This window comes from Micromonospora sp. RL09-050-HVF-A, from assembly GCF_019374995.1.
GTDB classification, from domain to species: domain Bacteria; phylum Actinomycetota; class Actinomycetes; order Mycobacteriales; family Micromonosporaceae; genus Micromonospora; species Micromonospora antibiotica.
Genome location: NZ_JAGKQP010000002.1, coordinates 4,311,335 through 4,326,558, shown reverse-complemented (window position 1 = coordinate 4,326,558; position 15,224 = coordinate 4,311,335). Strand labels below are relative to the sequence as shown.

Annotated in this window: 16 protein-coding genes, 1 tRNA gene and 3 pseudogenes; 7 read left to right on the top strand and 13 right to left on the bottom strand. The window is 70.3% G+C overall.

Annotated features, from left to right (window positions below; translation table 11 throughout):
* Position 1: 1 nt before the first annotated feature.
* Entirely contained in the window at positions 2-724 is a 723-nt protein-coding gene (locus tag J7462_RS18900; protein ID WP_219465253.1) for a transketolase, read from the bottom strand.
* Between the two features lie 45 nt (positions 725-769).
* Between J7462_RS18900 and soxR the strand changes: the two genes are divergently transcribed.
* Positions 770-1,231: a redox-sensitive transcriptional activator SoxR gene (soxR, locus tag J7462_RS18895; protein WP_219470461.1), complete on the top strand. Its 462-nt coding sequence runs from the start codon at positions 770-772 to the stop codon at positions 1,229-1,231.
* Between the two features lie 165 nt (positions 1,232-1,396).
* Here the strand turns inward: soxR and J7462_RS18890 are convergent, their stop codons facing one another.
* A complete protein-coding gene (locus J7462_RS18890) occupies positions 1,397-2,374 on the bottom strand; it encodes an NAD(P)H-quinone oxidoreductase (RefSeq protein WP_219465251.1) in 978 nt (325 codons plus the stop codon).
* A 326-nt stretch (positions 2,375-2,700) separates the two neighbouring features.
* Between J7462_RS18890 and J7462_RS18885 the strand changes: the two genes are divergently transcribed.
* Positions 2,701-2,787, top strand: a tRNA-Ser gene (locus J7462_RS18885).
* A 122-nt stretch (positions 2,788-2,909) separates the two neighbouring features.
* Here J7462_RS18885 and J7462_RS32355 read toward each other — a convergent pair.
* A pseudogene (locus J7462_RS32355) lies at positions 2,910-3,196 on the bottom strand (integrase); the annotation flags it as partial.
* 84 nt (positions 3,197-3,280) lie between these two features.
* Here J7462_RS32355 and J7462_RS18880 point away from each other — a divergent pair.
* Positions 3,281-3,535: pseudogene (locus tag J7462_RS18880) on the top strand (haloacid dehalogenase); the annotation flags it as partial.
* A gap of 255 nt (positions 3,536-3,790) precedes the next feature.
* On the opposite strand, the gene J7462_RS18875 reads toward J7462_RS18880, so the two are convergent.
* The 6 genes from J7462_RS18875 to J7462_RS18850 all read right to left on the bottom strand — a co-directional run bounded on the left by J7462_RS18875 (position 3,791) and on the right by J7462_RS18850 (position 6,438).
* Positions 3,791-4,618: a hypothetical protein gene (locus J7462_RS18875; RefSeq protein WP_219465250.1), complete on the bottom strand. Its 828-nt coding sequence runs from the start codon at positions 4,616-4,618 to the stop codon at positions 3,791-3,793.
* Between the two features lie 127 nt (positions 4,619-4,745).
* Positions 4,746-5,084: a helix-turn-helix domain-containing protein gene (locus J7462_RS18870; protein ID WP_219465248.1), complete on the bottom strand. Its 339-nt coding sequence runs from the start codon at positions 5,082-5,084 to the stop codon at positions 4,746-4,748.
* A gap of 106 nt (positions 5,085-5,190) precedes the next feature.
* Positions 5,191-5,601, bottom strand: coding sequence for a type II toxin-antitoxin system VapC family toxin (locus J7462_RS18865; RefSeq protein ID WP_091251046.1), 411 nt, complete (start codon positions 5,599-5,601; stop codon positions 5,191-5,193).
* On the bottom strand, positions 5,598-5,876 hold the full coding sequence (locus tag J7462_RS18860) for a type II toxin-antitoxin system Phd/YefM family antitoxin (RefSeq protein ID WP_219465247.1): 279 nt from the start codon (positions 5,874-5,876) through the stop codon (positions 5,598-5,600). Before J7462_RS18860 ends, J7462_RS18865 begins: the two co-directional genes overlap by 4 nt.
* Positions 5,877-5,964: 88 nt before the next feature.
* Entirely contained in the window at positions 5,965-6,207 is a 243-nt protein-coding gene (locus tag J7462_RS18855) for a GntR family transcriptional regulator (RefSeq protein ID WP_219465246.1), read from the bottom strand.
* Between the two features lie 9 nt (positions 6,208-6,216).
* The gene (locus J7462_RS18850; RefSeq protein WP_219465245.1) at positions 6,217-6,438 is read right to left on the bottom strand and encodes a GntR family transcriptional regulator; all 222 of its coding nucleotides are present in this window, start codon (positions 6,436-6,438) and stop codon (positions 6,217-6,219) included.
* A gap of 664 nt (positions 6,439-7,102) precedes the next feature.
* Between J7462_RS18850 and J7462_RS32350 the strand changes: the two genes are divergently transcribed.
* Positions 7,103-7,438, top strand: coding sequence for a hypothetical protein (locus J7462_RS32350; RefSeq protein ID WP_255597787.1), 336 nt, complete (start codon positions 7,103-7,105; stop codon positions 7,436-7,438).
* A 5-nt stretch (positions 7,439-7,443) separates the two neighbouring features.
* Here J7462_RS32350 and J7462_RS18840 read toward each other — a convergent pair whose 3' ends face one another.
* A complete protein-coding gene (locus tag J7462_RS18840) occupies positions 7,444-7,824 on the bottom strand; it encodes a nuclear transport factor 2 family protein (RefSeq protein WP_219465244.1) in 381 nt (126 codons plus the stop codon).
* Between the two features lie 145 nt (positions 7,825-7,969).
* Here J7462_RS18840 and J7462_RS18835 point away from each other — a divergent pair, with 145 nt between their 5' ends.
* On the top strand, positions 7,970-8,503 hold the full coding sequence (locus tag J7462_RS18835) for a YbhB/YbcL family Raf kinase inhibitor-like protein (protein WP_219465243.1): 534 nt from the start codon (positions 7,970-7,972) through the stop codon (positions 8,501-8,503).
* 50 nt (positions 8,504-8,553) lie between these two features.
* Here J7462_RS18835 and J7462_RS18830 read toward each other — a convergent pair whose 3' ends face one another.
* Positions 8,554-9,264, bottom strand: a complete 711-nt coding sequence (locus J7462_RS18830) for a class I SAM-dependent methyltransferase (RefSeq protein WP_219465242.1) — start codon at positions 9,262-9,264, stop codon at positions 8,554-8,556.
* Positions 9,265-9,657: 393 nt separating this feature from the next.
* Between J7462_RS18830 and J7462_RS18825 the strand changes: the two genes are divergently transcribed.
* Positions 9,658-11,370 (top strand): hypothetical protein, encoded by a 1,713-nt coding sequence (locus tag J7462_RS18825; RefSeq protein WP_255597786.1) that lies wholly within the window; start codon positions 9,658-9,660, stop codon positions 11,368-11,370.
* Between the two features lie 15 nt (positions 11,371-11,385).
* Here the strand turns inward: J7462_RS18825 and J7462_RS18820 are convergent, their stop codons facing one another.
* Positions 11,386-12,165 (bottom strand): hypothetical protein, encoded by a 780-nt coding sequence (locus tag J7462_RS18820; protein WP_219470459.1) that lies wholly within the window; start codon positions 12,163-12,165, stop codon positions 11,386-11,388.
* A gap of 339 nt (positions 12,166-12,504) precedes the next feature.
* Between J7462_RS18820 and J7462_RS18815 the strand changes: the two are divergent.
* A pseudogene (locus J7462_RS18815) lies at positions 12,505-14,006 on the top strand (peptide deformylase).
* 99 nt (positions 14,007-14,105) lie between these two features.
* Here J7462_RS18815 and J7462_RS18810 read toward each other — a convergent pair.
* A complete protein-coding gene (locus J7462_RS18810) occupies positions 14,106-15,224 on the bottom strand; it encodes a globin domain-containing protein (protein WP_219465239.1) in 1,119 nt (372 codons plus the stop codon).

Genomic DNA, 15,224 nt, shown 5'->3' with positions numbered 1-15,224 from the left:
GTCATGACCGGCTCCCCGGGGTCGGTCCGTCGACCGCGACGACGACGTGCGGGCGGTGGCCGTCGTGGCCGGTGAGGGCGGCGTGCAGGGCGTCGTGATCGTGCCCGTCGACGGTGGCGGCGGTCCAGCCGTTGACGGTGAACCGGCTGGCCACCCCGCCCGGCCAGCCGTGACTGGCCGACGCGTTGTCGACCACGATCGCGGTGAGCCCGGCCAGGCCGGTCGCCCCGGCGTACGCGATCGCCTCGTGGTTGGAGCCCTCGTCGAGTTCGGCGTCGCCGAGCAGGACGTACACCCGGGGGGTGGTGCGGCCCTGGGCGCGTAGGCCGAGCGCGGTGCCGACGCCCAACCCGAGGCCGTGGCCGAGGGAGCCGGAGCCGATCTCGACGCCGGGGACGAGGGTGCGGTCGGGGTGGCCGCCGAGGCGGCTGTCGGGCCCGCCCGCGTCGTCGAGCCAGTCGACGGGGATGAACCCCTTGGCGGCGAGCACCGCGTAGTAGCCGGCCACGGCGTGCCCCTTGGAGAGCAGGAAGCGGTCCCGGTCCGGGTCGTCGACGGTGGCCGGGGTGACCCGCAGGACCCGGTCGTAGAGCACCCAGTGCACGTCGACGGTTGAGTACACGTTGTCGTCGTAGGCGTTGCCGGCGCGGATGCGTTCCAGCGGCGCGACGACCGGGGCGGGGAGGGTGCGGCCCCACGGGCGGGTTGCGGTCGGTGTGGTCATGTGGCTAGCGTGCAACCTGAAGTTGACTTCAACTCAAGGGTCATGATGCACGAGTCACTCACCATCGGGCAGCTCTCCGCGCGCAGCGGGGTGGCCCAGTCGGCGCTGCGCTACTACGAACGCCTCGGGCTGATCAACGCCGACCGCACCGGCGGCAACCAGCGTCGGTACGCCCGTACCGAGCTGCGCCGGGTGGCGTTCATCCGGATCTCCCAGCAGGTCGGCATCTCGCTGGAGGAGATCCGGACCGCGCTGGACTCGCTGCCCTCGTCCCGCGCCCCCAGCCCGGACGACTGGGCCGCCCTCTCCCGCACCTGGCGGGAGCGGCTGGACGAACGGATCAAGCTGCTCGGCAAGCTCCGCGACGACCTGGACGGCTGCATCGGCTGCGGCTGCCTGTCGTTGCAGCGCTGCACCCTCTACAACCCGGGCGACACGCTGGCCGGCGAGGGCCCCGGCGCCCGCCTGGTGCTGCCCCGCCGCGATGGCCCGCGTCCGCCGGCCTGAACGCTCCCCGGGCTCTGGGCTGCGCTGCCGGCCTGCACACCGCCGAGCCGACCGACCAGCCGTAACCCCCGTACCCCCGCCTGGCGTGGGCCGTGCCGCCGGCGCCTGGTCCGGGGTCCGTGCGGTGCTCCTGCCGCCGCACCACCTCGTGGTCCGGCCGGGCCGTCACCCGGTGGTGAGCAGCACCTTGCCCACGTGGTCGCCCGACTCGACCAGCCGGTGCGCCTGCGCGGCGTCGCGCATCGGCAGCCGCCGGTCAACGATCGGTCGGACCGCGCCGGACTCCACCAGCGGCCACACCTGCTCCCGGACGCCCCGGACGATGTCCGCCTTGTCGGCCAGCGGACGGGAGCGCAGCGCGGTGGCCGCCACCGACGCCCGCTTCGCCAGCAGCGCGCCCAGGTCCAGTTCCGCCTTGCGCCCGCCCTGCATGCCGATCACCACCAGCCGGCCGCCGTCGGCCAGCGCCGCCACGTTCCGGCCCAGGTAGGAGGCACCCATGATGTCGAGGATCACGTCCGCGCCCCGCCCGTCGGTGACCCGCCGGACCTCCTCCACGAAATCCTGCTCCCGGTAGTCGACGGTGTGCGCGGCACCCAACTCCCGCAGCTTGCCGTGCTTGGTCGACCGGGCGGTGGCCACCACGGTCGCGCCCAGCGCCGCACCGAACTGCACCGCGAACGTGCCGATCCCGCTCCCGCCGCCGTGCACCAGCAGCGTCTCGCCCTTGCCGAGGTGGGCCACCCGGACCAGGTTCGACCAGACCGTACAGGCCACCTCGGGCAGCGCGGCGGCGTCGACCGGGTCGACGCCGGCCGGCACCGGCAGCAGCTGCCCGGCCGGCACGGCCACCCGTTCGGCGTACCCGCCGCCGGCCAGCAGCGCGCACACCGGCTGACCCACCGCCCAGCCGGTCACCCCCGCACCGAGCGCGCCGACAACCCCCGAACACTCCAACCCGGGGTACGCGGGCGCACCCGGCGGCGGCGGATACTGCCCCTGCCGCTGGAGCAGGTCGGCCCGGTTCACCGCGCTGGCGGTCACCTCGACGACCACCTCACCCGCACCGGGCTCCGGGTCGGGCACCTCCGCCCAGACGAGTGCGTCGGGTCCACCGGGTTCCGGGATCGTGATCGCGTGCATGGCCCAGTCTTACCCGATCCGATCCGAAAACGCAGTCGTCGACGGTGGCGGTGCGGTGACACACGTCGGTCTGACGACAACTGCCACTGCGGCCACCTTCGGTCGGCAAAATCCACCACCCGTCGTCCGGGGCGGGCCACCGCTCGCCCAGGACGGCCGGAAATTCGGCCACAGTGGACCGACCGGGTGAGGTCACGCTGGTCATGCCATGGATCAAGGACCCCTTTCCGGTACGCCGAACCCCGCCCGACGGTGATGGGCCGGCTCGCCCGGACGCGGTTCGTGGCAGACTAGGCACAGGCCGCGCACCCGTGGGTGGCGGTCCGGGAGGGTTCGCCTAGTGGCCGATGGCGCTGGTCTTGAAAACCGGTAAGGCAGCGATGTCTTCGTGGGTTCGAATCCCACACCCTCCGCGTCCAGAGCCGCAGAAACGCCCCCTGACCAGTGCGGACGCCGGCAGGGGGCGTGTCTATATGTCGCGAGCAAGCCTCACTTCGTCTCGCTTGGGACTGCCGTGTCTCACTGGTTGTGTCGTCTACGTGTCGGCGCTCTCCGGCCCTTCGGTCGGCTCGGTGCCTAGCGCCCCTCGATCCGCTTCCGAGCGACCTCGTCCTGTCCGTCGATGCACGAGACGTAGATCTTGAGCAGCACATACACGCTGTGCCCGGCCCACTGGGCGACCTGAGTAGTCGGCACTCCGGCGTTGAGCCAGAGCGATACGGCGGCGTGCCGCAGGTCGTAGGGCCGGTGCGCCAGCGGTGAGCGCTGCTAAGCCGGTGTCAGCGCTGTCGCGCGTGCCTGCCGCCATGCACCCAGATAGGTGCTTTAGACACCGGTCCCGGTCAAGCGCCAGCGGCGTTGAACATCTGCCCGTTGATGTTCCGGCAGTGCTCCCGCGAATGATGCCGCAGAATGCGAACCAGTGCCAGACAGGCTGGTACGTCGCGGGCCGGGATACCTGTGGCGGTCGTCAGCAACAACTCGGCCGGCGCGGTGAGCGCGTACCAAACAGCGCATCGGCTCGCCGCCTACGTGTCGCCGGTGGTCGGCCGGGCATACGCCGATCCGAGCCGCATGAAGCCCAATCCGGAACCGATCCTGCAAGCCGCGCGTGCCGTCGGCGCGCGTGTGATTGACTATGCGAATCGGTCGGCCAAGGTTTAGACGTCCTGAGCCGCCGAGGTGGATGTGGTGATTACGAGCATGAGTTAGATCGCTGGCGTAGTGCTTGAACGTATCGGTGGCTGAAATGCGCTGCGACCGGCGCAGGTAGGGGCGGACCGTGATGGCCCGGCTGCAAACTCAAGGAGTGTCGGCGAGTGGGTTGGGGAGCTGCCATCCCGGCCACCACTGACTCAGGAAAGCCGAACAGGCCAGGGTCGGGGTGGGTCGGGATGGTGGCGAAAAGGGATCGGGCTAGTCGTCGGTGATAGGGCGTGCCTGGAAGCCGGATATAATCATTCCGTTCATGATCATTGTTGGGCCATACGCGACCTGGTCGCCGCTCGCGGAGAGGCTGCAGAAGGTCGGTGTATCAGAATTGGCGTGTCCGCTTATGACGGACAGTTCAGTAACCGGACCGAGGGGGACAGCAGATTTCGGCAGGACTGAAACCATCAACTCGCGACCGACCGTGGGCCGATAATCCGCGACCGACCGAATCTCTCCCGCAATCAGATCGACGGCGTTTGCAACATTCAGGCCTTGGCTTTTCACTCTGAGTAGCTGGCGGTACAAGGCCCTTGCCGACGTCCTCGGGACCAAGTCTGGAGCGAAGATCAGCGTAGGCAGCTCAGGTCTCGCCATCTCCACGAACCAGTCGAAATCCGCCGACGGAGACGCTCTCCATCCCTTTCCGACCTCAAATTGATTCGACACCAACCCTGAGAACGGCGTGGGCTCGTCAGATCCGTTCCTCTTCCAACCCGTCATGACAATACTGTGGGAGTGGCCTCGGTAAGGTCGTCGCCGGAAGAGAACGGTGAGGTCGTTAGTCAGTTTTTCGAGACCATCGTTCAGGTTTGGTGCGGCGGCTAAACGTTGAGCGATCCACAAGTCCGTCGTTTGGCCTTCAAGTTCAGCAAGTCCTGTAAAAGACAGAGTTGCTCTGTTCTCATACAACACAGCTTTATTCGTTACGTCGTCTCTCAGTTCGGTCGAGCCGTCCGGATGTAATAGAGAGATTCTTCGGTCGGAGACCTGGACTACGACGGAGTTGCTGGCCAAGGTTGCAATCAGGGTCATGGGTGCATTGTCGCTGACAAGGAGACGTTGCAGAAGTCATCAGGCGGCCAGCCCGCCAGCTACAACAGGCCGGGCGGCGACGCGAACGGGCTCACCAAATAGCCGATGCGGGCAGGTCGATGTCGTCCTACTTGCGGCGCAAGAGTTCTGGCCCGCCGAGGCAGCATATAACTGGCTGATGTAGTCCGTCGTCGATGGACAGGCGCACGGGCGGTGTGTACGCGCGGGCCTTGGCGGCGAGGCCCTGCTTGAGGATCTGTGGATCGGCGAGTGGCACCGGGCGGAAGCCGGTACGTTCGTCCAGGCCCAGGATGATCGTCCCGCCACCGGTAAGGTTGGCCAGGGCGCTCAACGAGGAGGTCAGCGATACAGGCAGTCCGCCTGCGGCAGCCTTGACCTCGACACTGGTCGTATCCCCGCCAGCTGCGCGCAGCGTCTGTACCAGGTCGGCTAAGTCCTCGGTCATGGCGCGAAATGTAACTGCGCGTGAGTTATATTTCAAGCTTGTTGGGTTACATTTGGCGTGTGTCGTACGGAGGGCCGGAATCCGTACCGGGGCGGGGACTCGTAGGTCAGTTCTGGCCGGGGCTTGCTGTGGGTAGTCCTGCTTCCTTGGCGCATTCGAGCAGCCGTCGGTCGTAGGTGACGAAGGCGGTGAGTGCCGTGCCGGATTCGTTGGTCAGCACGTGGGCGGTGGCCAGGTGGATGGCGTCGAGGCTGCGGAGCATCGGCTCGGCGAACGTGGCTGCGGTCGCCCGGATCGTGCTGTCGATCTCCAGTCGGAACAGCCGTCCGACGGCAGCCGGCACTCCGATCAACGCCTGCGGAGCTGACCGGCGCAGCGCTCTGGGCACTTCCACCTCGACGAGGGCGGAGGAGACCAGCGGGACGTCGTCGTGTGCGTTGAGCCAGGAGACGAGGTCTGTGCTGCACTCCTCCTGTCGGACCAGCTTGACGACGGCGGCGGAATCGAGATAGATCACCAGCGCTCCTCGTCGCGCATCGTTGCGAGCGAAGCGGCCACGTCCACGTTCTCGTCACCGAGCTTCGGTGGAAGCGGCACAGAGCCACTGCCGGTGGGGGCGACGGCTCGCCCTGCGGCTACCAACTTGGCCAAAACCGATCTCTCGTCACCTACCGGAATCAGTCGGGCGATCGGGCGGCCTCGATCGGTGATCTCCACGGTCTCGCCGCCACTCACCCGGGCCAACACCTGGCTCGTGTTCTGGTTCAGCTCCCGGACACCGATGCGCTCCATGAAACCGAGTGTAGAACTAAATGTTCTACCGTTCCAGCTGCTGGCGTCATCTGGACTACCCGCGCCGACCGGGCGGAATCAACCCGGGCTACGTCTTCGTGCGGTGCTCGGTGACGTACGTGCCGCGCTGGGGCATGGTCATGACCAGCCCGCGTTCCCGTAGCAGGGCGATCGCCGCGCGGACCGTGCCGCGTGCCACCCCGTACTCCTGCTGTAGCCGCAGCTCGCTCGGTAGCGGCTTGAGCGGCTGCAACTCTCCCGACTCGATGCGCTTGGCGATCAGGTCGGCGAGCTGCACGTACAGGGGCGTCGGCGAGAACTGGTCGATCATCGTCCCCACCTAGTAGCCCTCGGTCACGTACACCCCGGCACCGGCCCGACCGACCGTGAGCCCTCGGTCACGGGTGAGTTCCAGGGCGCGCTGGATGGTGGACACGCTGACGGAGTACAGGTCGGCCAACTCCCGCAGGGACGGCAGCTTGGAGCCCGGCGGATACTCCCCGGAGCGGATGCGGGCGCTGAGGTCGTCGGCGATCTGGCGTGAGGACATGGGGATGGGCATGGCGGATCTCCGGATAGTCCGGTACCTGGTTGGCCTGGCCAGTAGATCACGACACGCCGGTCACCCCGGTCTCTCCTTGCATAGTGGTCATATAGTGACCTAGGTTGTTGGGCGGGTATTCCTCCCTGGTTGGCACCTGGCCGTGATGCCCCCGCCGGGCTGGGGTGGATCCCGTGCCGCCTCAGCCCGGCATCCCGTCTCCGCAGCACCACCGGCTGAGGGATCTCCATGGACGAACGTCCGCACGACGGCCCGCTATCGGCCGGCAGAAGGATCGGATGCTCATGCTGCGTTCGTTGATCACACGTGCCCTGCGGCGGCTCGCTGGCCGTCCGAGTGCCTACCCGCCGTTGGATCGCACCGGTCCGGCCACGGCGTATCCGAATAAGACCGGCGCGTGGGCTCCGGTCCGGAGGGCACCACCACAGCCCTACCCACGCGCTGCCCCTGATGACTGCCCCTGCGGGGAGGCGGCTGTCCGCCGGGGCGCGGTGGATGCGCGCAGCGGAGTGCCGCTCCTGGTCCAGTCGGCGTGGGACTGCCTGGAGCACCACCGCCACAGCCGGTGCGGAAGATGCACCGAGGGCAGCTTCTGCCCGATGGTCGAGGCCGCCCGTGCCCGGATCAGGGCGTGGCGCAGGCTACGTCAGGTCTGAGGCCATCGATGAACGCGCCACTGCCGAAGGCCGGCGACCTGGTGTACGTCACCCGCGCTGCCAGCGTGCAGTTCATCAAGCCGATCTGGTGCCGGGTCATCCGGGTGCTCGACTGGATCACCTACGACGGGTGGTGCTGGCTCGACGTCTACCAACTGGACGCCAGAGGCGACGCGGTCGCTCGTCGATCGATCTTCGTGCAGCCCGCGAAGCTGGAGAGTAGGCAACCGGTGCCCGTCCCCCGCAGCCGGCATGAACAGCGGCGCCCCTCAGGTGCGCGCCGCCGCGGCGGAGTCCTGACCGGTGACAGCCGCTCTGCGTCGGCCAGCGAGCAGCCCAGATAGCTCGGTCAGGGGACGGGGCTGAGGTGGGCGGCGAGGATGCGCCAGCCGTACCCGTCGTCGTAGGCCCAGGTGCGGGTGTAGCGCAGCCGCGCCGCGAACGGCGAACCCTCGAAGGTGCCGCTGACCCGCCCCCGGAAGAACGTCACCCCCGTCGTCCCGGCGACGAGCAGCTCCAACTCCTCCTCCACCAGCTCGTCGAGCACCGAACTGCCACTGCGGTGCGCGGCCAGGTCGTCGGACTTGCCGAAGGTGCGACCGTCCGGCCCGACGGCGATCAGCCGGTCGTCGAGCAGGGCGTCGAGTGCTGCCACGTCGCCGGCCCGTTGGGCGGCTTGGAGGCGGCGCTCCGCCTCCAACAGTTCCGCCTCACGTTCGGTGTCCCGCATGTGCCCTCCCGGTCGTCGACCGGCCCGTCGGCCGCGTCCCCTCATTCTGGCGGCCCGACGGTGCGCGGTGCTTCCGGTTCGTCGTCCCCGCCCGGCGGGGTAAGAAGGGGCAGAGGAAAACGCGCACACCGGAAGGACCTTCCCGATGACCCTGGAACGACCGATCGCCCCGGACCCGTACGAGCTGCTGCCGACCGTGTCGTCGTTCGACCTGACCAGTGACGACGTGCACAACGGCGAGCCGATGGACGCCCGGTACGCGCACGGCAGCACCGGTGGCGAGAACGTCTCCCCGCACCTGGCCTGGTCGGGCTTCCCCGCCGGGACGAAGAGCTTCGTGGTGACCTGCTTCGACCCGGACGCCCCGACCGGCAGCGGTTTCTGGCACTGGGTGCTGGTCGACGTGCCCGCCTCGACGACCAGCCTGCCGACCGGCGTGCAGGAGGCCGACCTGGGTGGGGCGTTCAGCGTCCGCAACGACTACGGCGACACCGGCTACGGCGGCGCGGCCCCACCGCCGGGTGACCGTCCGCACCGGTACGTCTTCGCCGTGCACGCGGTCGACGTCGACACGCTCGGCGTGGGGCCGGACGCCAGCCCCGCGTACGTCGGCTTCAACCTGGCGTTCCACACCCTGGCGCGGGCGGTCATCCGGCCGACGTACCAGATCAAGGAGTGAGCGGTGCCCCGCCGGTCCCGCGTGGGCGGGCCGGCGGGCGGGCGGCACGGTCAGCCGGGTACCCGGGCAACGGCGAAGACGGACTGGCCGAACGGCGGCCGGACGAGCTGCTCGGCGGCCTTGGTAGCGGGCAGCACGAGGGTGTCGTACACCTTGACCATCGGGCCCTCCTTCGGCATCAGCCGGAAGACCTTGGTGGCCATGAAGTAGCCGATCAGGCCGAGGGCGTTGGCGTAGTGCATCGTCTCGACCCGCAGCCCGGCCGCGGTCATCGCGTCGCCGAGGGTCTTCTTGGTGTAGCGGCGCACGTGGCCGGTGGCGATGTCGGCGGGGCCCATCGCGAACTGGAACGCCGGCACGATGATGATCACCGCGCCGCCGGGCCGGACCAGGTCGCGCATGCTGCGCAGCGCACCCACGTGGTCCTCGATGTGCTCCAGCACGTTGTACGACACGGCCGCGCTGTAGTCGCCGCCGCCCGGGTGCGGCAGCAGCATCTCGCGGACCTCGATCGTCGGCTCGTCGACCAGTCGCTCCTTGAGCAGGATCAGCCGGTCCGGATCGGCCTCGGTGGCGGTGAAACGGGGGACGTGCCGCGCCCACTCCAGGGCGTAGTCGCCCAGGCCGCTGCCGATCTCGATCGGGTCGTCACCGAGGTGGGGCACCGCCAGTTCGACGAACCACCGGCGGTGGTTGACCGCGGTGGCGAGGCCCTCCAGGACCTCTGACTGGACGCGCTGATCCCCAGTGATTTCTACCATGCGTCGATTCCTCACGATATGACTGACCCGCGCCTGGACCGACAGAGTGAATCATCCGCGCGAGGGGCGGAGGAAACGGGGCACTGTGAAGGCCGAATTGTGGTCGGGGGAGGGCACGTGATCGGCGGTCGGCGAACCCGGCACATAGTACGGCAGTACCCGAAACATGTCACGTGCCCGCCATAGGCCAACTACGCTGTGAATTGTCATGACTACTTCCGAATCGGAGCCTGTCGCCGGTCGGTCCGGCGTCGGGGACGCCGAGCCGGTGCCGACCCGGCGTGTCGTCCGGCGGAGGTGGCGGCGGGTGTTCCCGACGGGCCGCCCGCGTCGCCCACCTGCCCCGGCGGCGGGGGTCCGGCGAGGGCGGGGTGGCGGCGGGACGCGCTCGCCATGGCCAGCTATCTCGCGCTGGCGATGTGGGTCACGGCCCGGTTGTGGCGCGACCCCGGGGCCGGGGTGCGGGACAACCGGTCGGACCAGGCGCAGTTCGAGTGGATGATGGCGCACGGCGCTCGGGTCGTCACGGAATGGAGTTATCCGTTCGGTTCGGACCGGATGAACGTGCCCGACGGCGTGAATCTGATGGCGAATACCTCCGTATTATCCATCTCAATACCAATGACCCCGGTCACCATGCTCTTCGGGCCGCACTGGTCCTTTCTTCTTTTCCTCACCCTCGGAATGGCGGCCACCGGCACCGCCTGGTACTTCTTCCTGTCCCGGGTGGTGACCCGGTCCCGGGGGCCGGCCTGGCTCGGCGCAGCCTTCTGCGCGTACGCCCCGGCGATGGTGTCGCACGCCAACGCCCACCCGAACATCGTCTCCCAGTTCGTCGTACCGCTGATCATCTGGCGCACCCTGCGACTGACCGAGCCGGGCCGGTGGCTGCGCAACGGGCTCCTGCTGGGCCTGCTGATCGTCTGGCAGGCCTTCCTCAACCTGGAGATCCTGCTGATGACGGCGATCGCCCTGGCCGCGGTCACCGGCGCCCTGGTCATCGGCCGGCCGCAGCTGCGTACGGCGGCCCGACCGTTCCTCGCCGGGCTGGGCGTGGCCGCGCTGCTGTCCGCCGTGCTGCTCGCCTACCCGCTGTACGTGCAGCTCTTCGGGCCGGGTTCCTACCACGGGTTGTCCCGGCTGATCCGGGGCTACCGCACCGACCTGGGGGCGTTCGTCGGCTGGTCGCGGGAGTCCCTGGCCGGTGACGCCCGGTCCGCCGACCCGCTGGCCCGCAACCCCACCGAGGAGAACGCGTTCTTCGGCTGGCCGCTGGTCGTCCTCACGGTCGCCCTGGTCTGGTGGCTGCGACGCAACGCCCTGGTGCTCGGCCTGGCCGCGCTCGGGCTGCTCTTCGCCGTCCTGTCGCTGGGCCGGGAGGTGCAGCTCAACGGGCGTAACACCGGCGTCCCCGCCCCCTGGGCGCTGCTGGAGGAGTTGCCCCTGCTGCACTCCGTGGTGCCCACCCGGTGGTCGCTGGCGATCACCCCGATCATCGGCGTGCTGCTGGCCCTCGGCGTGCAGCGGGCCCGGGATCTCGCCCACCGGCACCCGACCGCCAGGCGACAGATCCGCTTCGTCACGGCGACCGTCCTGCTGATGGCCCTGCTGCCGCTGCTGCCGACCCCGCTGCCGGCGACCCGCCTCGACCCGGTGCCGGCGTTCGTCACCTCCGGCGGGTGGCGCCCCTACGTCACCGGGGGCCGCAGCGTGGTGACCCTGCCGCTGCCCGACAACACCTACGCCGACCCGCTGCGCTGGTCGGCCCGGACCCGGCTGGAGATGCCGCTGGCCCGGGGCTACTTCCTGGCCCCCGACACCCGGCCGTGGTCGCCCGAGCCGGACGCCGCCCTGTTCACCGCGCCGTACCGGCGGACCAGCAACTTCTTCGGCGGGATCGCGCGCACCGGCACCATTCCACCGGTCACCGCCGCCGACCGACGGGCCGCCGTGACCGACCTGCGCTACTGGCGGGCCGGCGTGGTGATCCTCGGCCCGCACCCGCACGCCGACGCGCTGCGCCAGGCGATGACCGCGGTGACCGGCATCACCCCCACCTGGACCGGTGGGGTCTGGCGCTGGGACGTCCGGCCGCTCACGGGTTGAGCGGGCCGGACCGGTTCAGGCCGTGCGGACGCAGCAGCCCTGGCAGACCTTGGGGCTGGGCAGGGTGAAGGCGAGACAGCAGGTGCGCCGCTGCACGGTCGGCTCGCCGCCCCGGCCGGGCACCAGCTCGACCAGGTCGGCCATGCCGAGGGTGTCGAGCAGGGTGTCGATGGTGCGCGCCGACGGGCCCGGCAGGACGTCCGCCGCCCGCAGGATGCCGTGCGCGATGCCCGAGGCCACCGAGCCGAGCAGGGTACGCGCGCCCACCCGCACCTCCGCCTGGATCGCGGTGACCATCGGGGCGAGATGGGCGTCGAGCAGCGAGGCGCGCAGGAGGCCGAGCAGCTCGGCCTCGTCGGCGGCGACCCGGACCCCGGGCTGGCCGGTGAGGGCGAGCGGGTCACCGGGCAGCACCGCGACGGTCGTCGAGCGGCGCAGGCCCATCGTGAGCAGCTGCCGGTGGTCCTCGAAGTGGATCAGCACGTCGGCCGGGTCGAGCAGCGGCACCCGGCGGGCCGAGGCCCACCCGAGCACCACCGGCAGCGCCGTCCAGTAGCTGTAGGACTTCCAGGCCAGCGCGGCGCACGCGTGCGGGGTGCCACCCCAGCGGCGGGCGGCGGCGCGCAGGAACTCGGGCATCCGGGTGCCGTCGACGAGGGTGGTGGCGGGGCTCCAGCCGAACTCGTCCGCCACCACCAGACCCGGCGCGAGGCCGGGCAGCGCGTCGGTGCCGAACATGGCCCGCAGGGTGGTGGTGACCGGGGCGAGCCGGCCGGCGAGATCCTGGCCCGGCATCACCGCCGTCATCCCGACCCCCTCCCGTCACCGCTCGTCCGCCGTGGGTGGCGGAGGTCCCGTCGGCCACTCCGGTGCCGGAGGGGTCGCCCGTAAAGCTAAGGCTAGCCTAACCATGCCTGGGGTCCTGAGGGAAGCCTCTCCGGGAGCGGATCGGGAGGTCGGGATCACCATGGCCGTCCGGTCGGCACGGGTCAGCCCGGTTCGGCTACTACCCGACCGAAGGCGCGGAAAACGCCGGCGGTGTCAAGGCATATGTCGACAACGTGCCAGTTCGGTACGGGGAAACGGAGAAAACGTGAAGACTTGTCGTCCCGGCTGCTTTGCGTGAGGAAGCTGATGACGACCTCTCCCCTGGAGCGGGCCGCCGATTCGTTCGCGGCGGAACTCGCCCGGCACCGGACGGGGCGGGGGCTGACCAAGAAACAGCTCGCCACGTTGATGGGTTTCGATCCGTCGTACGTGAGTCACGTCGAGGGGCGTCGGCACCGGCCCACCGAAGACTTCGCCCGCCGCGCCGAAGCCGTCCTCGACGCCGGCGGCGTCATCTGGCAGTGCTTCCGCGAGTACGACCAGCTCCGCCAGGCCCGTGCCGTTCCCGGGCAACGCGAACCGACACCCCCGGGCGGTGGCTCCCGCCGGGCACCGGGCTCGTCGTCGAACAGGAGACCGCCACCCTCACCCTGGTCGACGGCACCTACCGGTGCGTGATCCGTCGTCGACTGCACAACGCCGGCACCGAACCGGTCACCCGCTACCTCGTCCGGGTCGCCGTCGACCGGTGGCCCGACGACCCGGGGCGCTCCAACCGGCACCACCGGGAACACCCGCTCACCTTCGCCGAGCTGCGCTTCCGGGCCATCCACCACGACGACGGCGGCCGCGAACCGATGCACTGGCGGGTCCGCCACGACCGGGACGCGTACAAGGAGATCTGGCTGCTGTTCGAGAACGCCGACGGGCCGTTCCCGCTGCACCCCGGCGATCGCGCCGAGGTCGAGTACGCCTACCGGGTCGGCCGGGTCAAGTGGGGCCCCTGGTTCCAACGGGCCGTCCGCCTGCCCACCCGGCACCTGGCCGTGCGGCTCGACCTCCCGGCGGCCCTCGACCCCCGGGTCTGGGGGGTCGAGACCTCGCTCTCCGCCGACGAGGGGCCACTGCGCACCCCGGTCCGCCGACACGACCGGGGCGACCGGGTGGTCTTCGACTGGTCCACCGACGACCCGCCGCTCAACACCCGCTTCCGCCTCCAGTGGCGGTTCCGCCAGGAGCCGGCGGAGACGACGCCGCAGGTGCCGGCCCGCCCCGCCGACCGGCTGCGCGCCCTCGGCGTGCTGCCCCCCGACGCCACCGCGTCCGGCCGGCCGGCCCGCCCCTTCGACCTGCCCCGGGAAGCCGCCGCCGCCCGCGAAGTGGCCGGCCGGCTCACCGACCTGCTGGCCCAGGCAGACGAGGTGCACACGTTCAGCGCCGGGATGGGCCTCGCCGCACCGCAGCTCGGCCTGGACGTCGCCGTCGCCGTCGTGCGCCCCCCCGACCGGACCGCCCCGCCGGTCGTCCTGGTGAACCCCCGGCTGGTCGCCGAGAGCCCGGAAACCGTCGAACAGTACGAGGGCTGCCTCGCCACCGCCGACCACCGCGGCCTGGTGCCCCGCCCACTGCGCGTCGACGTGGAACACGCCCGCTGGGACGGCAGCCGGATGATCACCTCGTTCGCGTACGGGATGGCCCGGTTGGTCGCCCACGAGATCGACCACCTCGACGGGCGGGCCTGGACCGACCGGATGGCACCCGGCGTGCCGCTGGTCCCCGTCGAGGAGTACCGCGACAGCAACGCCTGAACCCCTGCCCCGGACGCTGATCCGGGTGGGCACGGAGGGGACCGGGGCGCGTGCCCCAGGGGGCGGGGGCACGCGCCCCGGTTCGGGGGGAGTAAAGCTCTACAGGTTGCCGAACGTGTCGTACCGGATGTGCTGCGGCGGGACGTCGTCCTCGGCGAGCGCCCGCAACGTCGCCCGGACCATCGCGGCTGAGCCGGAGACGTAACAGTCGTGCGACGTCCACGGGCCGTACCGGGCCACCACCTCGGGGACGTCCCCACGCTCGCCGTCGAAGCCCGGGTCGTCACTGCACGACGGGGTCACCGACAACCAGGGATGCGCGGCGACCAGCTCCTCCAGGCCGGCCAGGCCGTACAACTCGTCGGCGTGCCGGGCACCGTAGAACACGTGCACCCAGCGGGCCCGGTTCCAGCCGGCCAACTCCTCCACCATCGCCTTCACCGGCGCCAGGCCGACCCCGCCGGCCACGCAGAGGATGTCCCGCCCGGAATCCCGGTCCACCGTCATCGACCCCATCGGAGCGGCCACCCGCAGCAGGTCACCCGGCTTGGTCCGGCGCACCAACGCCCCGGACACCCAGCCCGCGCCGGCCGGCGTACGGACGTGGAACTCCAGCACGTTGTCATCGTTCGGGGCGTTCGCCACCGAGTACGTCCGCCACACCCGGGGCAGGTGCCGGGGCACCTCGACACTGACGTACTGGCCGGCCCGCCAGACCAGCGGGTGCTGGAGGGCGCGGACGGTCAACACGGCGGTGTCGGTGCCGTACCGCTCGTGGGTGAGGACCTCCGCGTGCCAGAACGGCGGATTCTCGTCCGACTCCGCCCCGGCCAGCATGGTCGCCGTGATGGCCGCGTACGCGTCCCGCCACGCCTGGTCGTACTCCAGGCTCCAACCGTCACCGGCAGTGGTACGCAACGCGTCGAGCAGCGCCACCCCCATCGTCGCGTAGTGCGCGGCGTCGACGTGGTACTTGCGGTGGTCCCGGCCCAGCGAGCGCAGGTACTCGTCGAAGCTCTCCGGATCGTCCATCACCTGGGTCGCGGTGACGATGGCGTCCAGGATCCGGTCACCCTGGCCGGTCATCTCCGCCGGGAACAGCCGGCGCAGCTCCGGATCGAGCAGGAACAGCCGGGCGTAGAAACGACCGCTCAGCCGGTTCCGGTCCTCCTCGACCAGGGTCCAACTCTCCTTCAACAGCCGAGCGAAGTTGTCCAC

Excerpts from the sequence above, each read along its gene's own strand:
- J7462_RS18900 (WP_219465253.1), bottom strand. The coding sequence starts at position 724 with ATGACCACACCGACCGCAACCCGCCCGTGGGGCCGCACCCTCCCCGCC.
- soxR (WP_219470461.1), top strand. The coding sequence starts at position 770 with ATGCACGAGTCACTCACCATCGGGCAGCTCTCCGCGCGCAGCGGGGTG.
- J7462_RS18890 (WP_219465251.1), bottom strand. The coding sequence starts at position 2,374 with ATGCACGCGATCACGATCCCGGAACCCGGTGGACCCGACGCACTCGTC.
- J7462_RS18875 (WP_219465250.1), bottom strand. The coding sequence starts at position 4,618 with ATGACCCTGATTGCAACCTTGGCCAGCAACTCCGTCGTAGTCCAGGTC.
- J7462_RS18870 (WP_219465248.1), bottom strand. The coding sequence starts at position 5,084 with ATGACCGAGGACTTAGCCGACCTGGTACAGACGCTGCGCGCAGCTGGC.
- J7462_RS18860 (WP_219465247.1), bottom strand. The coding sequence starts at position 5,876 with ATGGAGCGCATCGGTGTCCGGGAGCTGAACCAGAACACGAGCCAGGTG.
- J7462_RS18855 (WP_219465246.1), bottom strand. The coding sequence starts at position 6,207 with ATGATCGACCAGTTCTCGCCGACGCCCCTGTACGTGCAGCTCGCCGAC.
- J7462_RS18850 (WP_219465245.1), bottom strand. The coding sequence starts at position 6,438 with ATGCCCATCCCCATGTCCTCACGCCAGATCGCCGACGACCTCAGCGCC.
- J7462_RS32350 (WP_255597787.1), top strand. The coding sequence starts at position 7,103 with ATGAACGCGCCACTGCCGAAGGCCGGCGACCTGGTGTACGTCACCCGC.
- J7462_RS18840 (WP_219465244.1), bottom strand. The coding sequence starts at position 7,824 with ATGCGGGACACCGAACGTGAGGCGGAACTGTTGGAGGCGGAGCGCCGC.
- J7462_RS18835 (WP_219465243.1), top strand. The coding sequence starts at position 7,970 with ATGACCCTGGAACGACCGATCGCCCCGGACCCGTACGAGCTGCTGCCG.
- J7462_RS18830 (WP_219465242.1), bottom strand. The coding sequence starts at position 9,264 with ATGGTAGAAATCACTGGGGATCAGCGCGTCCAGTCAGAGGTCCTGGAG.
- J7462_RS18825 (WP_255597786.1), top strand. The coding sequence starts at position 9,658 with ATGGCCAGCTATCTCGCGCTGGCGATGTGGGTCACGGCCCGGTTGTGG.
- J7462_RS18820 (WP_219470459.1), bottom strand. The coding sequence starts at position 12,165 with ATGCCGGGCCAGGATCTCGCCGGCCGGCTCGCCCCGGTCACCACCACC.